Below are 15,567 nucleotides of genomic sequence, written 5' to 3' on the forward strand. Positions count from 1 at the left end.
CCCCCCCCCCCCCCCCGACCGTTATATTTTTCCATCCCCAGCCCCTCTCTCCCAGATTCCTCAACGTCTCGTGGTCTCGGAGATTTGTATTATAGACAGGAGAAGAGCTGGACTCAGAGTTGGAGGATCAACTTTCCCTGAAAGCAGAGGAGCTGCTGCAAAAATACAGCCGTAAGAACTTGGAAGGCCCAAAAAACATCCTTGCCGACTTGCTATCCCTGGCGGTATTTGGCTGGCTAGTCTTTGTCGGGCGTGAAGAAATTGAAGTTCTTAAGTCCTTTCTAGATCGCCTAATCTATGGCCTGAGCGATAGCGCCAAGGCTTTCATCATCATTCTCTTCACCGATGTGTTTGTTGGCTATCACTCTCCCCATGGCTGGGAAGTCTTGCTAAGTAGTCTAGCTGAGCACCTGGGTTTGCCCGAAAACCGCAATTTCATCTACGGCTTTATTGCCACTTTTCCAGTTTTTCTAGATACGCTCTTTAAGTACTGGATCTTCCGCTACTTAAACCGTGTATCGCCGTCAGCGGTGGCCACCTATCATGCTATGAATGACTAAAGCGGTACACTAGTCAGAAGCTTTTTTCACCGAGTCTTGTTGGGAAGAGCTCTTGCGAAACCTGTTTCTTACTGGCGCTAGCGGCTGCTTAGGGCACTACGTGTTGGAACGCCTAGCCCAGCAAAGAGATCCCGAGTTTCCGGAGCGGCCCGCTTACCACCTGTACGTCCTTGTCCGCAATCCCAGCCGCCTGCGGCTGCCCCTGGAGCGGCTGCCTGCTCCCATTACCTTGGTGCATGGCGATCTCCTGCACATTAGAGAACACGCCGCTTTGCTGCGGCAGATGCATGGGTTAATCCACATGGCAGCGGCCTGGGGGGATCCCTCGCTGGCTTGGGCGGTGAATGTTACCCACACCTTGGAGCTCTTTCAGCTGCTGGATCCCCAGCGCTGTCAGCAGGTGATCTACTTTTCCACAGCCAGCCTTTTGAACCAGGCTCTCGAGCCCTTGGCCATTGCTGGCCAGGCCGGAACCGACTACATCCGCAGCAAGTACGAGATGCTACTGCGGCGGCAGGAAAGCTGCTTCTGGCCGGATCGCCTACTCACGCTCTATCCCACCCTGCTGTTTGGCGGTAGCCCCTACCACCCCTACTCCCACATCACTGCCGGCCTCAAGGATGTGCTCCGCTGGCTGGATCTCATCCGCTTTTTGCGGGTGGATGCCAGCTTCCACTTCATCCACGCTGCCGATGTGGCCGAGATGGTGGCTTACTGGGTGGCCCATCCGCCCGGTGGCGGCGATTGGGTGTTGGGCAATCCTCCCCTCTCCCTAGACGAGTGCGTGGAACAGGTGTGCGCCTATCTCAAAAAGCGGATCTACTTCCGCCTGCCTCTGCCCATCGGCTTCCTCCGCCGCCTGGCCTTTCTGTTTGGGGTGCGGCTTTCAGAGTGGGATGAGTATTGTCTGCGCCACCGCCACTTTGTCTATCCCGCCCTTTCGCCAGCAGCCCTGGGTTTGCCCTGCCGCTTCCCCACTGTAGCCTCCCTCCTAGAGGCCTACCTCTAGGCCGCTCTTGAGGGATCCCAGGGATCAGCGGGTGGCAGCTAGGGCCTGGAGCTCTGCGGCAATGCGCGCCCGGTTAAGCCGCTGACCGATAAACACCAGGCGGGTTAAACGCGGCTCTTGGGGGCGCCAAGGGCGATCGTAGTAGGTTTCAAATCGCCCTCCCACCCCCTGCAGCACCAGGCGCATTGGCTTGTGGGGCACGGCTACAAAGCCCTTCACCCGGTAGAGGCATTCCTCTTGCGCCAGTTGACGCAACTGGGCAACTAGGGATCCCGGCTCATAGCCTCCCTCCAGGCTTAGGTAGAAAGACTCAAAGGCCTCGTGCTCGTGCTCCTCCCCGTGGTCGTGGTGGCTGGGGCGGCGCTCGAGTTGATCTTCCACGGCTGCGTTGAAGCCCAGCAGCACTTCTGGGGAAACCTGGCCCCGCTCGCAAGGGAGGACTTGAACCTCAGGGCGCAATTTTTGGCGCAGCCAGCTCTCCACTTGCGCTCGCTCCGCCGGCGTAATCTGATCCACCTTGGTGAGCAACACCAGATCGGCACAGCTTAGCTGATCCTCGAACAGCTCCTCAATGGGCGTCTCGTGATCTAGGCTCTCGTCTGCCTGCCGCTGGGCTTCTAGGGCCGCCAGATCTCTCACAAGCTGCCCCGCAGCCAGCGCCTGGCCGTCTACCACTGCAATCACCGCATCCACAGTGGCGCCGGTGCGAATCGTTGGCCAGCGGAAAGCCTGCACCAGCGGCTTGGGCAAAGCCAACCCTGACGTCTCAATAACAATGTTGTCCAGCTCCGCCCGCCGCTGCAACAGAGCTTCCATGGTGGGCAAAAACTCCTCCTGCACCGTGCAGCAGAGACAGCCGTTGGCCAGCTCCAGAATGGGGATGGATCCCTCCCCCTCACACAGTTGGCAATCCCGCAGCAACTCGCCGTCGATGCCCACTTCGCCAAACTCGTTAACCAACACGGCAATGCGGCGGCCCTGGTTGTTGAGCAAAAGGTGACGGATCAGCGTCGTCTTGCCGGATCCCAAAAATCCCGTGATGACGGTCACTGGGACTTTGTGCATCTTCTTCGAAGATTCAGCTCTTCAGCTCTCCCAGTCTCTACCCTCGCCGCCTTCCCCGCCAATCCCGACCAGGGGGATCCCAAAAAAAGGCCCCCCACTGGGGGCCAAAGGTGCTAGTTGGAAAGACCTGCACTTTCTATCGGATTGGCTTCATCCGATAGACAGGCTCGTCCTCGCGGCTAATTCCTTTCTCAAAGCCGGCAGCAGCAGCACGGGCGCGACCGGCGTGCCACAGGTGGCCGACAAAGAACAGGAAGCCCAGGATGAAGTTGTGGGCCGCCAGCCAAGTGCGCGGGCTGGTGAAGTTCACGGTGTTGATCTCAGTAGCCACACCTCCCACCGAGTTCAGGGATCCCAACGGGGCGTGGGTCATGTACTCCACCGCCCGGCGAGCTTGCCAGGGCTGAATGTCGTTTTTCAGCTTGTCCAGATCCAAGCCGTTGGGCCCCATCAGCGGCTCCTTCCAGGGCGCCCGCACATCCCAGAAGCGCATTGTCTCGCCCCCAAAGATGATCTCGCCCGTGGGAGAGCGCATTAGGTACTTACCCAGACCTGTGGGCCCTTGGGCTTGGCCGATGTTTGCCCCCAAGCGCTGGTCGCGCACGATAAAGGTGAGGGCTTGCGCCTGAGAGGCTTCCGGTCCCGTGGGTCCGTAGAACTCACTGGGGTAGACAGTATTGTTAAACCAGATGTAGCAGGTGGCAATGAAGCTCATGAGCGAAACCGCCGCCAAGCTGTAGGAGAGATAGGCCTCTCCCGACCAGATAAGGGCGCGGCGAGCCCAGCCAAAGGGCTTGGTGAGGATGTGCCAGATCCCACCGGCAATGCAAATGATGCCGATGTAGATGTGGCCTCCAATCACATCCTCCATGTTGTCGACGCTAATAATCCAGCCCTCGCCTCCAAAAGGAGACTTAAACAGATAGCCGAAGATTACCGCTGGGTTGAGGGTGGGGTTGGTAATGACCCGCACATCTCCACCGCCGGGAGCCCAGGTGTCATAGACACCGCCAAACCACATAGCCTTGGCCACCAACAGGAAAGCCCCCAGCCCCAGGAGGATGAGGTGAATTCCTAGGATGGTGGTCATCTTGTTCTTGTCTTTCCAGTCGTAGCCAAAGAAGGGGAAAGACTGCTCCAGGGTTTCCGGGCCGCGAATGGCGTGATAAACACCCCCAAACCCCAGCACGGCACTGGAAATGAGGTGCAGCACACCAATCACAAAGTAGGGGTAGGTGTCCACCACCTCGCCGCCAGGGCCAACTCCCCAGCCCAAGGTAGCCACATGGGGCATCAGGATTAGGCCCTGTTCGTACATGGGCCGATCGGGCGTGAAGTGAGCCACCTCGAAGAGCAGCATCGCTCCCGCCCAGAAGACCATCAGGCCAGCATGGGCTACGTGGGCACCCAAAAGCCGACCGGAGAGATTGATCAAGCGGGCATTCCCAGCCCACCAGGCAAACCCGCCCTGGGTGCGATCTTGCACCACTACAGAACCAATTGTTGTTGAGGTCACAGAGACCAACCTCCAATCGTCAGGACAATTGATTGATTGGCTAAGTGGAGGCACCTGCCGTTGGGATCCCTAGCCGCTGGGATCCGCAGGAGGGGATCCCTTGGGCAGGCGCTCAATTACAGCTAACTGGGTAGATTAGAGGGCGTTGCCGCGGGGGAGGACTTCCTCAGGGAACTCAAAGTGCTCATGCGGCTGGTCCTGAGGCGCCATCCAGGCCCGGATCCCCTCGTTGAGCAGGATGTTCTTCGTGTAGAACGTCTCAAACTCGGGGTCTTCCGCCGCCCGCGTCTCCTGACTGATAAACTCATACGCCCGCAGGTTCAGCGCCAACCCCACTACCCCAATGCTCGACATCCACAATCCGGTTACCGGCACAAACAACATGAAGAAGTGCAGCCACCGCTTGTTGGAGAACGCTATCCCAAAAATCTGGCTCCAGTAGCGGTTTGCCGTCACCATGGAGTAGGTCTCTTCCGCCTGCGTCGGCTCAAAAGCCCGGAACGTGCTTGCTGCCTCCCCATCCTTGTAGAGGGTATTCTCCACCGTTGCCCCGTGGATAGCACACAGCAGCGCTCCACCCAGAACGCCAGCTACTCCCATCATGTGGAAGGGGTTCAGCGTCCAGTTGTGGAACCCTTGGAAAAACAGCAAGAAGCGGAAGATGGCGGCTACCCCAAAGCTGGGAGCGAAAAACCAACTGCTCTGTCCCAGGGGGTAAATCAAAAACACGCTTACAAACACGGCAATTGGCGCGCTGAAGGCAATGGCGTTGTAGGGCCGCACCCCCACCAAACGGGCAATTTCAAACTGCCGCAGCATGAAGCCAACCAAGCCCAGGGCGCCGTGGAAGGCCACAAAGGTCCACAGGCCGCCAATTTGACACCAGCGGGTGAAGTTCCCCTGGGCTTCTGGGCCCCAGAGCAGGAGCAAGCTGTGCCCCATGCTATCGGCTGGGGTGGAAACGGCCACCGTCAAAAAGTTGCACCCCTCCAGGTAGGAGCTGGCCAGGCCGTGGGTGTACCAGGAAGTTACGAAGGTAGTGCCGGTCAGCCAGCCGCCCAGGGCCAGGTAGGCGCAGGGGAACAGGAGCAGCCCTGACCAACCGATGAAGACAAATCTGTCGCGCTTGAGCCAGTCGTCGACGACGTCAAACCATCCTCGCTCCTGGCGTACGCGTCCCACTGCTATGGTCATAGGACGATCTTCTCCTTAGTTAAAGATGAGAACGCTAGTGAAGCTACAAACTTCGCCTCCTAAAGGCAAGACCGCGGCCTAGGTATAAAAACTCAAACCCTGGAACTTCTCGAGAAGCCACAGGGCTCGTGGCAAGCTACCTCAGAGCCAGCGGACAAGTTTCACCGTCCTTGGCCTTGCTTAGCCCAGGCCAGTAAAGACTTGTAAACTGCTTCTCATTATAGAGGCAGGGAACCCGCTCTTAGCAAGTCTGAGGTAACCGTGAACTTTACAAAGCGCAACCTTGGTAGCTCTCTTGCGCTTGAGAGAGGCTACCTCGCTGCTGGTAAGGTTCAGGAGCAAAATCCGATATCCTAAGATAAGGACACTGCACTTCATCGAAGGCAAATCCATGGCTAGCGAGATCTTGACCATTGCGGGAATTTCTCTGGTTTTGACGTTGGCGGGCGTGGCGCTTGGGTATGGGATCCTGCGCATCACCCAAGGGGGGGCTGAGTAGAGGATAGGCAGCCAATCGGAGAAGGGAAGGGGTTAAACCAAGGCGTTGGGCAGGGATCCCAGCACCCCTCTTTGGGCAAGCCGACTATGCTGGAAAACGCGATTGTGCTCATCACCGGCGCCAGCAGCGGAATCGGCGCAGCCTGTGCCAAGCTTTTTGCCCGTTCTGGAGCCAAGCTAATCCTCGTGGCCCGCCGTCAGGAGCGGCTGCAGGCGCTGGCCACAGAATTGCAGCAGGCCTACGGCACTTCCTCCTACCTACTGACTTTGGATGTGCGGGATAGGGCAGCCGTGCAGCAGGCGCTACAGTCTTTGCCGCCGGCCTGGGCCGAGATCGACATTTTGATCAACAACGCCGGCCTTAGCCGCGGCTTGGACAAACTCCACAGCGGGGCTGTGCAAGATTGGGAGGAGATGATTGACACCAACATTAAGGGCTTGCTGTATGTTACCCGCGCCGTCTTGCCCGGGATGGTGGAGCGGGGCCGGGGCCACGTGGTCAACATTGGCTCGATTGCTGGTCGGCAGACCTACCCTGGCGGCGCTGTCTACTGTGCCTCCAAAGCGGCCGTGCGGGCCATCTCCGAGGGGCTGAAGCTGGATCTGCTCGGCACCCCCATTCGCGTTACCGAGATCCAGCCCGGCTTGGTGGAAACCGAGTTTAGCCAGGTGCGCTTCCGCGGCGACTGCGAGCGGGCGGCGGCGGTCTATCGGGGCCTCACCCCCTTGACGGCGATAGATGTGGCCGAGGTGGTGCTATTTGCCGTCACTCGTCCCCCCCACGTCAACCTAAGCGAAGTCTTGCTCGTGCCCACCGACCAGGCCACCACGACGATGGTGCACCGCCGCTAGGGAGGCAGGACTCCGTATCCGTTCACTCCCCCATCCCTGGGCGACAATGGCGGCAAAGGGGGTGGGCTCATGGGAGTGGAAGGCGGGATCCTCATTGGGTTAAGCATTGGCCTTGTCGGCATGCTGATCTTGTGCTGGCAGAGTCGACGCCGCTTCAGCCGCCAACTGCAAGAGTTGGGATCCCTGATGCACCTGGCCCTGCCGCTGCAGCCGCCTGAACAGATGCTCAGCCGGCTTAGCCGCCACCTTCGCCAACAAGAACTGGAGCAGGCTAGCCAAAGACAGTATCTCCTGGACTGGCAGTATCTCAGCCAGCGTCTGCCCTGGGGATATTTGCGGGTGGACGAGAACAACGTGGTGCTAGAGTGTAATCCTGCCGCCCAGCGCCTGCTGCGCATTAGCCACTGGCAGCCGGGCATCAAGCTTTTGCTGGAGTGGGTGCGCTCCTACGAGTTGGATCAGCTCATCGAAGCCACCCGCTGCCAGGAAGCTGGCGCTTCCGTCCAGAGCCGCGAATGGGTCTTCTACCCTCCCGGTGGCGAGGACAAACCGGTTCCGCTGCGGGCTTGGGGGCTGCCCCTGCCCCAGGCCCATGTGGCCATCTTTTTGGAAGACCGCCTAGAGGCCACGCTGCTGGCGCAACAACGGGATCGCTGGGCCTCGGACGTGGCCCACGAGCTGAAGACTCCCCTCACCTCGATTCGTCTCCTGGCGGAAACTCTGCAAAGCCGAGTCGATGCCGCGCAAGCGGTTTGGGTGGAACGACTGCTAAATGAGACGCTGCGCCTCAGCCAGCTGGTGCAAGACTTGCTGGAACTGAGCGCTCTCAACTTGGGGGCCGGATCCCGCTCCCAATGGCGCTGGGTAGATCTAGCCGCCTTGGTGCGAGAAGCCTGGCAGAGTCTAGAACCGCTAGCCAAGCCCCGCCACCAGGAACTGCACCTAAGCAGCTCCTCCCCCCTCTATCTCTGGGGAGATGAGCAACGCCTCTATCGCCTCATCCTCAACCTCTTGGATAATGCCGTCAAATATGGCGGGCCTGGTTCTCCTATCCACGTGAGCCTCTCCGAGGAGGGATCCCAAGTGCGGCTGGAGGTGTACGACCACGGCCCCGGCCTGCCGGAGGATCAATTTGAGCTGGTCTTTCAACCCTTCTACCGCACCGACGCGGCGCGGGCCCGCAGCAAAGGCGGCACTGGCCTTGGCTTGGCCATTGTGCGTCAGATTGTGGAACTCCATGGGGGTACGATCCGCTTGCGCAATCATCCGCAAACCGGTGGGCTGTGGGTTCTGGTGGAATTGCCCCGCCAGCACCCCGATGCCTTGTAAAGCTTGTAAAGCAAAAGACGGCTGGCCCCTTTCCCTTTCGTCGACAGGGTCCAAAAAGCTCAACTCACGGATTATCCATTGGGGAGGCGATCCCCTAGAATGACTCTAGGTAATCCTTACAGTTCGTACCTCAGGCGTTGGGCATGGGCGCAGACTACCATTGCGCGGATCTGCTGTCGGAACGGGAACTGCAGGTCCTGGAGTTGGTCGCGGCTGGCATGACCAATCAGGACATTGCAAAGCGCTTGGAAATCAGCAAGCGCACGGTCGATAACCACATCAGCAACATTTTGAGCAAGACGCGAACGTCAAACCGGGTTGCTTTGGTGCGATGGGCGCTGCAATGGGGAAAGGTGTGCCTGGATCAGGTCAACTGCTGCGTCTTGAACAACGACAAAATTGCCTAATCCTCCTCGGCGAGCACCCCAGGGACAGGGAACAAGGGTAGGGCAGTGCATGCCCTGGTGAGGTGTTCTCAAAGGGTACCTTAGCTCAGGCGGGGGAAAAAGCCAGCGGCACGGGATCCGGTTGCAGCAGCCGTTGACACAGTTGGGCAATCTGGGCTGGGCTAGCCTCGTCCAGCCAGCGGTGGAAGGCCTGGGATTCGCGGATCCGGCTGAGCAGCCCAGTGGAGATCTGTTCCGATCCCTCCAGGGCTTCTAGCCACTGCTGGGGCAGGCCAGTAGCTGCCGCCAGGGCAGCGGGATCCCAGGGTTTTGCCTGCCCTAGTTCCCGCAGTTGGGCAAGTTGCTGAGGGAGGCGATCCCAGGAGTGGGCAGAAGCAGCCAGGATCAGGGTTTGCGGCTGCACCTGCTGCAGTAGTTGGGCCAAATCTGCCGGCAACCAGGGCCAGCAGGCCAGTACAAGAGTTGTTTTAGCTGAGGGGGGCAACGGCTGCCTAAGAGGAAGAGGTTGCCCAGTGTAGTAGAGGGCTTTCTCCAAAGAATCCGGCAGGGGGCGTTGCCGGTAGTCTTGGATTTGGAGGCGAGGGGCCGAAACAGCAGGGGCCTGCCAGTTGCCAGAGGGACGCACCGCCAGCACTGTACCTCGCCAGGGCTCTTTGCTGTCGGCTTCCAACCGCAGGGCAATGTCCACAGCTGGGCAGTTTTGCCACTGTTCCAGCTCTTCGCCAGCTCCCCAAAACCAGAGGGTACGGGATCCCGCCCTGCCTTTGAGCTCAAACCTGAGATGGCGGCCATCCCCAGAGGCTTTTAGATTAGTGGGGCGGAAGTTCATCAGGGCTACGATGGGGTTGGGGTTGCCGTGCCCAAAGGGCTGTAGAAGCTGCAACTGCCGATACACCTCGTCTAGCTCCGCCACCCCATCCCGGCCCTGAGAGGCCAGCAGAGTCCAGTCGAGGAGAATCTCCACCGCCAGGGCGCGAGCTTGCTGATCCGGGCTAACCCGCGCCGCTAGCTCTCGCCGCAATGTCAGCTGCACAGCGGCCAGGCAAGCCAGATCGAGTTGGATCCCCGCGGCCATGGGGTGTCCCCCTCCTCGTCGCAGGAGAGGACGCACCGCCTCAAGGGCCTCTAGCAGGTTTACCCCTGGAATCGAGCGGCCTGACCCATAGCCCAGCCCTGTGCTCTCGTCTTTGGCAATCAACACCGTTGGGCAACGGTATTCCTCCGCCAAGCGGGCCGCCGCAACTCCCAAAACCCCTGGGTTCCAGCCACTGCTGGCCAAGACGATGGCTCGCTCTCGTGCCAGATCGAGGCTCTCCACCTGCTGCCTGGCTTCCTGTAGCACCTGTTGGGTGAGCTGCCGACACTCTTCGCTGAGGGCGACGAAATGCTTCACCAGCGTCTGAGCCCGCTGCGGATCCGAGGTGGTCAGCAGCTCCACTGCTAGCCTAGCGTCTTCCAAGCGGCCAATGGCGTTCAGCTGGGGAGCAAGGCGAAAGGCAATGTCCTGAGCTGTTAGCGCTCCTGGGGATGAGCCGTTGCTCACCCAATCCAAAAGAGCCCGCAGCCCTGGACGCTGCGTCTTGGCCAGCACGGGCAACCCCCGCTGTACTAGGTAGCGACACTCCCGCTGTAACACGGCAACATCGGCCACGATCCCCACCGCCACCAGATCTAGGTGCTCCTCGACGCCAGGAATTCCCAGCGCTTGATAGAGGGCCTCCGCTAGCTTGTAGGCCACCCCCACCCCTGGCAGGAAGCGCAGGGGGTGCTCCTCCGGCAGGCGCAAAGGGTTGACTACCGCATAGGCAGGGGGCAAGGGATCTGGCAGGGCGTGGTGATCCATCACGATCACGTCCACCCCTCGGGCTTGGGCCAGGGCAATCTCGGCAGCATTGCCGATGCCGCAGTCCACCGTTAGAAGTACTTGGCAACCCTGAGCCAGCACCTGCTGGAGCCGCTGGGCATTGAGCCCATGTCCCTCGCGGCTGCGCAGCGGTAGGGTGAACTGGACTTGGAAGCCCAAGGGTTGTAACGCCGAGAGCAAAAGACTGGTGCTGGTGACGCCATCGCAGTCAAAGTCCCCCCAAATGCAGAGGGCTTCTCCTTTTTCCCTGGCCTCCAGTAGCCGCCGCACTGCCCGCTCCAGATCCGGCAGGGATTCCGGCGGGGTGGGGGAATAGGAGCTGGGATCCACGAAAGCCCGCACCTGTTCCCGGCTGTGCAGCCCGCGCAAGGCTAGCACCTTGGCCGCGTACTTGCCGTATTCCCGGCTCAGCTCTGGGTCAAACTGAGGCGGAGTGGGCAGCAGATCCCAGCGGTACTCCATGCAAGCTGGCTAGGGATAGAGCTCCTTAGGAGCGTATCAAAAAGGGTCTAGGTTCGGATCCCTGTCGAGTTGCTATTGACAGCAGTGGGCGGCTATGCAGCAAGGGGAGGGGTGGTCATGGTCGTGAGTAGCACAAGCTTGGCTGCAGTAGAGCTGGCCTTCGTAGCGATAGCCTTGGCTGCTCTCGAAGCTGCAGTTGCAGTGCTCACAGGCGCAGCGAACAAGGGTGCTAGACATGGGTTTTTCTCCTTCTTTTCGTTCGAAGATCCGCGTCTCTATACCCTAGCGGTTGTTGGACAACGAGGCTGAAACGAGAATCAAACTCACGCCTGGCTGTCCAAGTGGCGGCAACCTGCCCATTGCCACCTTCCCTCTCCTGCTGAAGGAGGTTAAGGAAAGTCAATAGCTCCTGGGCAAGTTATTAACTATGATGCGGGCGTGAGGTGTGAATAAGTACCTAGGCAATGGCCACGGAACGGATTCGTTTTGCGCAGGTCTCAGACATTCATCTGATGCCGGAGACGGCATGCCGCTGGTGGTGGATGTCCGATTCCCCTCGCCGCCAGTTGGAAGCAGCCGTTGCCCATCTCAACCAGGTGCCGGATCTGGACTTTGTCGTGTTTACCGGCGACTTGGTGGATCAGGCGGATCCAGAAAGCTTTGAGCTATTCCGGGAGATTCTTGCCCAGCTGCGGATGCCCTACTACCTCAGTCTTGGCAACCACGATGTCGACACCCTGCAAAGAAAGGGGCGCTTCGACCGAGAACAATTTATCCGCTGGTGCCAAAGCCAATTTCCCCTCTTTCCGGCTCCCACGGGCTATGTCGATTACAGCCTTTCTCCTCTGCCCGGGATCCGCCTCATTGCCCTTGACGCCAGCCTGGGACCTTTTCCCCTGCCCCAGGGGGTGCTGCGCCCCTCGCAACTGCATTGGCTGGGCGAACATCTGCAAGCAGTTTCAGAAGAATGGCTAATCTTGTTAATCCACCAGCCGCCTTTTATCTCCCCCACCCAAATGGACGCGGTTGTGTTCCGCAACTACCAGCTCCAGAAGCAAGCAGCTGCCGCCCTCCATGCTCTCTTGGCTGACCATGGACGGGTGGTGGCGGTGTTGAGTGGACATCTGCATGTGCCGAAAGTCCATGTACGAGATGGGATCCCCTACCTGACAGCCCCTCCCCTGGTGGGGCCAGTCTCGGCACTGCGGCTGTTCGAGGTGGATTTGAACCCCCGGCGAGGGATCCTGCGCTACCACTGGGTTCACCTACCGGAGCCAGGACCCAGACCGCTCTGGCATGGTTTCCTGATGGGGAGACGTCGGGATCGCTGGGGAGAGATCCCCCTGCGCGCTCGATCTACCCTGCTACCTGTTGCAGCTCGATAAAAGTCCTAAAGCTCGACCGAATTAGTGTAGATTAAGAAGACAAAGCAGCTGGACTCGGCGTCTCTCCCTATGAGTGCAACCCTTTCTTCCTCTACCCACTGGGAACAGGCAGCCCAGGAGGTGCAAAAGCGGTATCAGCCCCAGGTAGCTGCCCTGAGCGAACGCTTTGAGCCCCTTTCCGCAAGCGACTTGCTGGCCTGGGCTGTATCTGAGTTCGGGGATGGGCTGGTACTTGCCTGCAGCTTTGGCCCAGAAGACCTGGTGTTGATTGATTTGCTCACTGCTATTCGCCCGCAGGTGCGCGCCTTTTTCCTGGATACCGATTTTCACTTCCCCGAAACCCTACAACTGCAACAACAGGTGCTGGCTCGCTATCCCCATTTGCAACTGGAGGTCTTTAAGCCTCTGCTGACACCGGAAGAGCAGGCGGCGCAACACGGGCCAGAACTGTACCGCACCAACCCCGACCTTTGCTGCCACCTCCGCAAGGTGGAGCCCCTGCACCGCGCTCTGGCCAATTGCACCACCTGGATTACGGGAATGCGTCGGGAACAGGCTCCTACCCGCGCCAACATTGGCAAGGTGCAGTGGGATAGCAAGCGCAACCGCCTCAAGCTCAACCCCCTCGCCGACTGGACAAGCGGCCAGGTGTGGAAGTACATCCTCGAGCACGGGATCCCCTACAACCCTCTCCACGACCGCAACTACCCCAGCATTGGCTGTATGCCCTGTACAGCCCCAGTGGAGCCAGGCGCGGATCCCCGCTCTGGTCGGTGGAAGGGTATGGCCAAAACCGAGTGTGGCCTGCACACGTAGTCTATGAACACTGCTCCTGTTCTGGAGGTGGCTCAGCTTGAGGTCACTCCAGACTTGGAAGCTGCTTTTGAAGCCGCCATCGGCCAAGCTTTTGTCTATTTGCAACAAACCGACTGGCAGCACCAACTGTAGCGCTGTCTGGAGCACCCCCAGCAATATCTACTATCCCTGGAGGCTCATCTGGTTACCTTCCGGCAATCGGAAAACTTTATTCGGTGGCGTGGGCTTATTGAGCCCTACTTTGCTCGGCCACCCCAGGTGTTGCAATACTAGCTAGTTCCCGGATCCCTTGGGGTCGGCAGATAGCGGAGGCTCTCTCTGGCGGTGCCATGGCTTCTGCTAGCCTAGTCTGTGCTTTGGGCTCAGCAGGGATTTCCTCGAAAAACGTGGTGTGGCCTCAAGGCCACTGTTCTTCGGCAAAAACCCTCCGCTGCCGAGATTTGCCCCCTAAGCTTTGTCGACGCCCAAGTTCCCCTCCCGAGATCCTCAGAGCGGCTAGTCTAGACGATGATAGAGGACACTCTAGCGGAGCAGATCAATGGATACTACTGAGGCTCTCCAGGTGCTCAATCTACCGCCAGATGCCAGCGAACAGGAAATCCGGAGGAAATGGTTTCGGGAATACCAAGCTCTCAGCGCCGCTCTTCTTGAGCTGGACGACGAGCGACAAAGACCCTTGCTGGAGGCTCGGCTGGCGCGGCTCAACGAGGCGCGGGATGTGTTGTTGGGCAACGGATCCCAGGCGGAGACGGAACCGTTTGGGGTGAGCTCGGAAGAGCTGCCCCCCCAAGTGATCGTGCTGCTGTACCAAGCCAACGGTCAAGAAGGGATCTGCACCCGCCAAATTGGGGGCCAGGACATTGTCATTGCCTTTGAGAGCCTCTTTGGAGCGAAAAAGTATGCCCAGAGGCTGGCTCAGCAGGGGCTGCCCAAGCCTGTGGCCGAGCGCTTCGACACGCAGGAGATCGTCGATTTTTGTCGCGAGGGGGGCTATGGGTTGATGGTGGTTCCCGCCAGCGAGGTGCTAGAGCCGCTGCCAGAGAGTACGGAAGCGGCGCGCAATTGGCAAGGCAAATCCTGAGGAGCTGGTCACCCCGGTCAGGAGGGTCTTCTAATGATCACTGCCGAGCTAATCTCTGCAGAGGAGTTTCGCCAGATCATGGAGGCGGATCTGGAGGCCTGCTGTGAGGCTTTTGGCCTGAGGGCAGAGTACCTGCGTCTTGAACAGCAACAACTGCGGTTTTGGGTCATGCTGGCCCTCTGCCTGCTGGTGATTGCTTTGGTGATCCTCCTGGGAGTTCGGGATCCCGGTTATTGGCTGCTCTATGCAGTGGCCGTCCTGTTGCTGGGAGTGGTCTTCCTGGGGTTGCTCTGGGCTCTCCTGAAGTTGCGGCAAAACCTGCGTCGCATTCGTCAGCGCTGGCAAGAGGCCCATCTCCTGAATAGCCCTGCCGAGATCATGGAGTTCGCCAGCGATCTCGCCTGCAAGGTTAAAGAATACAACCGCTGGGTGCAAGAGCTGCAACAATCGCTGGAGGGGGGCCACTATTGGCAAGATTTTCGCCAACTCAGTGAGGCCGAACAGAAGTATATCCAGTCGCTCTTTTTGCAGGTGCGGGCCCAACTGGTGATGGCTCTGCAGGTGTGCAGAGCTTTAATCGAGAATCCGCAAACCTCCGTAGCTCAGTACCTCAACCAAATGGTTGCCCGAGATCAGCAACTGGTGGAGCAGTTTGTCGCCAAAAACTTGACGGCTAACCGCTACGTAACCATGGCCCGCCACCTCTCGGCGCTGGAAGCAGGTCTGCAAGCTCGGATCGGCGCTCTGGCATCTTGCTAGCTTATGCTCAAGCCCTTGCTAAACGGAAACACGGCACGGCTGGCCCTCCTCCTGCTGGCTGGTGGGCTAGGCTTGTTGGGGTGCGGGGATCCGAATGTACCCCTGACGCAGCCGCCTCCCAACGCTTTTCGCGTCAGCACTCCCCGCCCGCCGCGCTTAGATCTTTACCCCACCCCACCACCAATGCCTACCCCTACGCCAACACCGCTCCCTAGCCTGTCGGAGATCACAGCTCGCTGGCTGGGACTCTCGTGGCCGCCACAACGGCGCGAGATCAGCCCGGTGCGGTTAAGCGCGCGTTTCCTGGATATCTCGTTGCCGCCCAGGCCTCGCCCTTCCCCTACCCCCACAGGAGAAGAGGAGAAGCGGCAAAGCCAAAAGCCCTAGGTTCTGCTCTGCGGCTTGGAGACCTACGCAACCACTGTCACCGGCTCCGTTTCTCGTACGCGCAGCTTTTCGCAGGGGATGGTATCCGTCAAGATGGAGCTGGCCATCATGCCCGTGTGGATCTCCAGCTTGGCTCCTGGTAGCGCCTCAAACAGCAACCGCTGCCCAGGAAATACCACCCGCTCAAAGTACCAGTTTTCGATATTTGTGATGCGAACCACTTGAATGGAGCTGGTTGCATTGATGTAGCTACAGGTTATTCGCTCTACTTGTTTTTTTGCCGGGATCGCATCGAGGGTTTGCATAATCAACTCACCAGCCTGCCTTGCTCAGCCTATCCTCCACACTAGCACCGTTTGGGGATCGCTGCAGTAGTCTGCGAT

17 protein-coding genes and 1 pseudogene are annotated in these 15,567 nt (G+C 59.3%); 12 read left to right on the forward strand and 6 right to left on the reverse strand.

Annotation, left to right across the window (positions count from 1 at the left end):
* Positions 1-110: 110 nt before the first annotated feature.
* Positions 111-560, forward strand: a pseudogene (locus tag NW833_RS10065) (proton extrusion protein PcxA); the annotation flags it as partial.
* 52 nt (positions 561-612) lie between these two features.
* On the forward strand, positions 613-1,569 hold the full coding sequence (locus tag NW833_RS10070; protein WP_414394766.1) for an NAD-dependent epimerase/dehydratase family protein: 957 nt from the start codon (positions 613-615) through the stop codon (positions 1,567-1,569).
* 24 nt (positions 1,570-1,593) lie between these two features.
* Here NW833_RS10070 and cobW read toward each other — a convergent pair whose 3' ends face one another.
* The 3 genes from cobW to psbD form a co-directional block, all read right to left on the reverse strand.
* On the reverse strand, positions 1,594-2,634 hold the full coding sequence (gene cobW, locus NW833_RS10075) for a cobalamin biosynthesis protein CobW (protein WP_414412382.1): 1,041 nt from the start codon (positions 2,632-2,634) through the stop codon (positions 1,594-1,596).
* 136 nt (positions 2,635-2,770) lie between these two features.
* The gene (psbC, locus tag NW833_RS10080) at positions 2,771-4,150 is read right to left on the reverse strand and encodes a photosystem II reaction center protein CP43 (RefSeq protein ID WP_414412383.1); all 1,380 of its coding nucleotides are present in this window, start codon (positions 4,148-4,150) and stop codon (positions 2,771-2,773) included.
* 135 nt (positions 4,151-4,285) lie between these two features.
* On the reverse strand, positions 4,286-5,344 hold the full coding sequence (psbD, locus tag NW833_RS10085) for a photosystem II D2 protein (photosystem q(a) protein) (protein WP_414412384.1): 1,059 nt from the start codon (positions 5,342-5,344) through the stop codon (positions 4,286-4,288).
* A gap of 391 nt (positions 5,345-5,735) precedes the next feature.
* Here psbD and NW833_RS10090 point away from each other — a divergent pair, with 391 nt between their 5' ends.
* The 4 genes from NW833_RS10090 to NW833_RS10105 all read left to right on the forward strand — a co-directional run bounded on the left by NW833_RS10090 (position 5,736) and on the right by NW833_RS10105 (position 8,430).
* Positions 5,736-5,843, forward strand: a complete 108-nt coding sequence (locus NW833_RS10090) for a PetM family cytochrome b6-f complex subunit 7 (protein ID WP_414394772.1) — start codon at positions 5,736-5,738, stop codon at positions 5,841-5,843.
* 86 nt (positions 5,844-5,929) lie between these two features.
* The gene (locus NW833_RS10095) at positions 5,930-6,694 is read left to right on the forward strand and encodes an SDR family oxidoreductase (protein ID WP_414412385.1); all 765 of its coding nucleotides are present in this window, start codon (positions 5,930-5,932) and stop codon (positions 6,692-6,694) included.
* Between the two features lie 69 nt (positions 6,695-6,763).
* Positions 6,764-8,023: a sensor histidine kinase gene (locus NW833_RS10100; RefSeq protein ID WP_414405600.1), complete on the forward strand. Its 1,260-nt coding sequence runs from the start codon at positions 6,764-6,766 to the stop codon at positions 8,021-8,023.
* 143 nt (positions 8,024-8,166) lie between these two features.
* Positions 8,167-8,430: a helix-turn-helix domain-containing protein gene (locus NW833_RS10105; protein ID WP_414394776.1), complete on the forward strand. Its 264-nt coding sequence runs from the start codon at positions 8,167-8,169 to the stop codon at positions 8,428-8,430.
* 85 nt (positions 8,431-8,515) lie between these two features.
* Here the strand turns inward: NW833_RS10105 and recJ are convergent, their stop codons facing one another.
* Positions 8,516-10,756, reverse strand: coding sequence for a single-stranded-DNA-specific exonuclease RecJ (recJ, locus tag NW833_RS10110; protein ID WP_414412386.1), 2,241 nt, complete (start codon positions 10,754-10,756; stop codon positions 8,516-8,518).
* 72 nt (positions 10,757-10,828) lie between these two features.
* Complete coding sequence (locus NW833_RS10115; protein WP_414394779.1) at positions 10,829-10,993, reverse strand: conjugal transfer protein TrbI; 165 nt, start codon at positions 10,991-10,993, stop codon at positions 10,829-10,831.
* Between the two features lie 227 nt (positions 10,994-11,220).
* Between NW833_RS10115 and NW833_RS10120 the strand changes: the two genes are divergently transcribed.
* From NW833_RS10120 to NW833_RS10145, 6 genes are all read left to right on the forward strand, one after another.
* On the forward strand, positions 11,221-12,141 hold the full coding sequence (locus tag NW833_RS10120) for a metallophosphoesterase family protein (RefSeq protein ID WP_414412387.1): 921 nt from the start codon (positions 11,221-11,223) through the stop codon (positions 12,139-12,141).
* Positions 12,142-12,210: 69 nt separating this feature from the next.
* Positions 12,211-12,957, forward strand: coding sequence for a phosphoadenylyl-sulfate reductase (locus tag NW833_RS10125; protein WP_414412388.1), 747 nt, complete (start codon positions 12,211-12,213; stop codon positions 12,955-12,957).
* 3 nt (positions 12,958-12,960) lie between these two features.
* On the forward strand, positions 12,961-13,089 hold the full coding sequence (locus NW833_RS10130; RefSeq protein ID WP_414410741.1) for a hypothetical protein: 129 nt from the start codon (positions 12,961-12,963) through the stop codon (positions 13,087-13,089).
* Positions 13,090-13,495: 406 nt separating this feature from the next.
* A complete protein-coding gene (locus NW833_RS10135; protein ID WP_414412389.1) occupies positions 13,496-14,038 on the forward strand; it encodes a DUF3110 domain-containing protein in 543 nt (180 codons plus the stop codon).
* A 33-nt stretch (positions 14,039-14,071) separates the two neighbouring features.
* Positions 14,072-14,797 carry a hypothetical protein gene (locus NW833_RS10140; RefSeq protein ID WP_414412390.1) on the forward strand — a complete coding sequence of 242 codons (726 nt, stop codon included), beginning with the start codon at positions 14,072-14,074 and terminating at the stop codon, positions 14,795-14,797.
* A gap of 3 nt (positions 14,798-14,800) precedes the next feature.
* A complete protein-coding gene (locus NW833_RS10145) occupies positions 14,801-15,184 on the forward strand; it encodes a hypothetical protein (RefSeq protein WP_414412391.1) in 384 nt (127 codons plus the stop codon).
* A gap of 23 nt (positions 15,185-15,207) precedes the next feature.
* On the opposite strand, the gene NW833_RS10150 is transcribed toward NW833_RS10145, so the two are convergent.
* On the reverse strand, positions 15,208-15,489 hold the full coding sequence (locus tag NW833_RS10150; protein ID WP_414412392.1) for a DUF1830 domain-containing protein: 282 nt from the start codon (positions 15,487-15,489) through the stop codon (positions 15,208-15,210).
* Positions 15,490-15,567: the final 78 nt, after the last annotated feature.

Origin of the sequence: Synechococcus sp. O70.1 (genome assembly GCF_047462215.1) — a bacterium.
Lineage (GTDB): Bacteria > Cyanobacteriota > Cyanobacteriia > Thermostichales > Thermostichaceae > Thermostichus.

Coding starts and splice junctions, on each gene's coding strand:
- cobW (WP_414412382.1), bottom strand. CDS start 2,634: ATGCACAAAGTCCCAGTGACCGTCATCACGGGATTTTTGGGATCCGGC.
- psbD (WP_414412384.1), bottom strand. CDS start 5,344: ATGACCATAGCAGTGGGACGCGTACGCCAGGAGCGAGGATGGTTTGAC.
- NW833_RS10090 (WP_414394772.1), top strand. CDS start 5,736: ATGGCTAGCGAGATCTTGACCATTGCGGGAATTTCTCTGGTTTTGACG.
- NW833_RS10095 (WP_414412385.1), top strand. CDS start 5,930: ATGCTGGAAAACGCGATTGTGCTCATCACCGGCGCCAGCAGCGGAATC.
- NW833_RS10100 (WP_414405600.1), top strand. CDS start 6,764: ATGGGAGTGGAAGGCGGGATCCTCATTGGGTTAAGCATTGGCCTTGTC.
- NW833_RS10105 (WP_414394776.1), top strand. CDS start 8,167: ATGGGCGCAGACTACCATTGCGCGGATCTGCTGTCGGAACGGGAACTG.
- recJ (WP_414412386.1), bottom strand. CDS start 10,756: ATGGAGTACCGCTGGGATCTGCTGCCCACTCCGCCTCAGTTTGACCCA.
- NW833_RS10115 (WP_414394779.1), bottom strand. CDS start 10,993: ATGTCTAGCACCCTTGTTCGCTGCGCCTGTGAGCACTGCAACTGCAGC.
- NW833_RS10120 (WP_414412387.1), top strand. CDS start 11,221: ATGGCCACGGAACGGATTCGTTTTGCGCAGGTCTCAGACATTCATCTG.
- NW833_RS10125 (WP_414412388.1), top strand. CDS start 12,211: ATGAGTGCAACCCTTTCTTCCTCTACCCACTGGGAACAGGCAGCCCAG.
- NW833_RS10130 (WP_414410741.1), top strand. CDS start 12,961: ATGAACACTGCTCCTGTTCTGGAGGTGGCTCAGCTTGAGGTCACTCCA.
- NW833_RS10135 (WP_414412389.1), top strand. CDS start 13,496: ATGGATACTACTGAGGCTCTCCAGGTGCTCAATCTACCGCCAGATGCC.
- NW833_RS10140 (WP_414412390.1), top strand. CDS start 14,072: ATGATCACTGCCGAGCTAATCTCTGCAGAGGAGTTTCGCCAGATCATG.
- NW833_RS10145 (WP_414412391.1), top strand. CDS start 14,801: ATGCTCAAGCCCTTGCTAAACGGAAACACGGCACGGCTGGCCCTCCTC.
- NW833_RS10150 (WP_414412392.1), bottom strand. CDS start 15,489: ATGCAAACCCTCGATGCGATCCCGGCAAAAAAACAAGTAGAGCGAATA.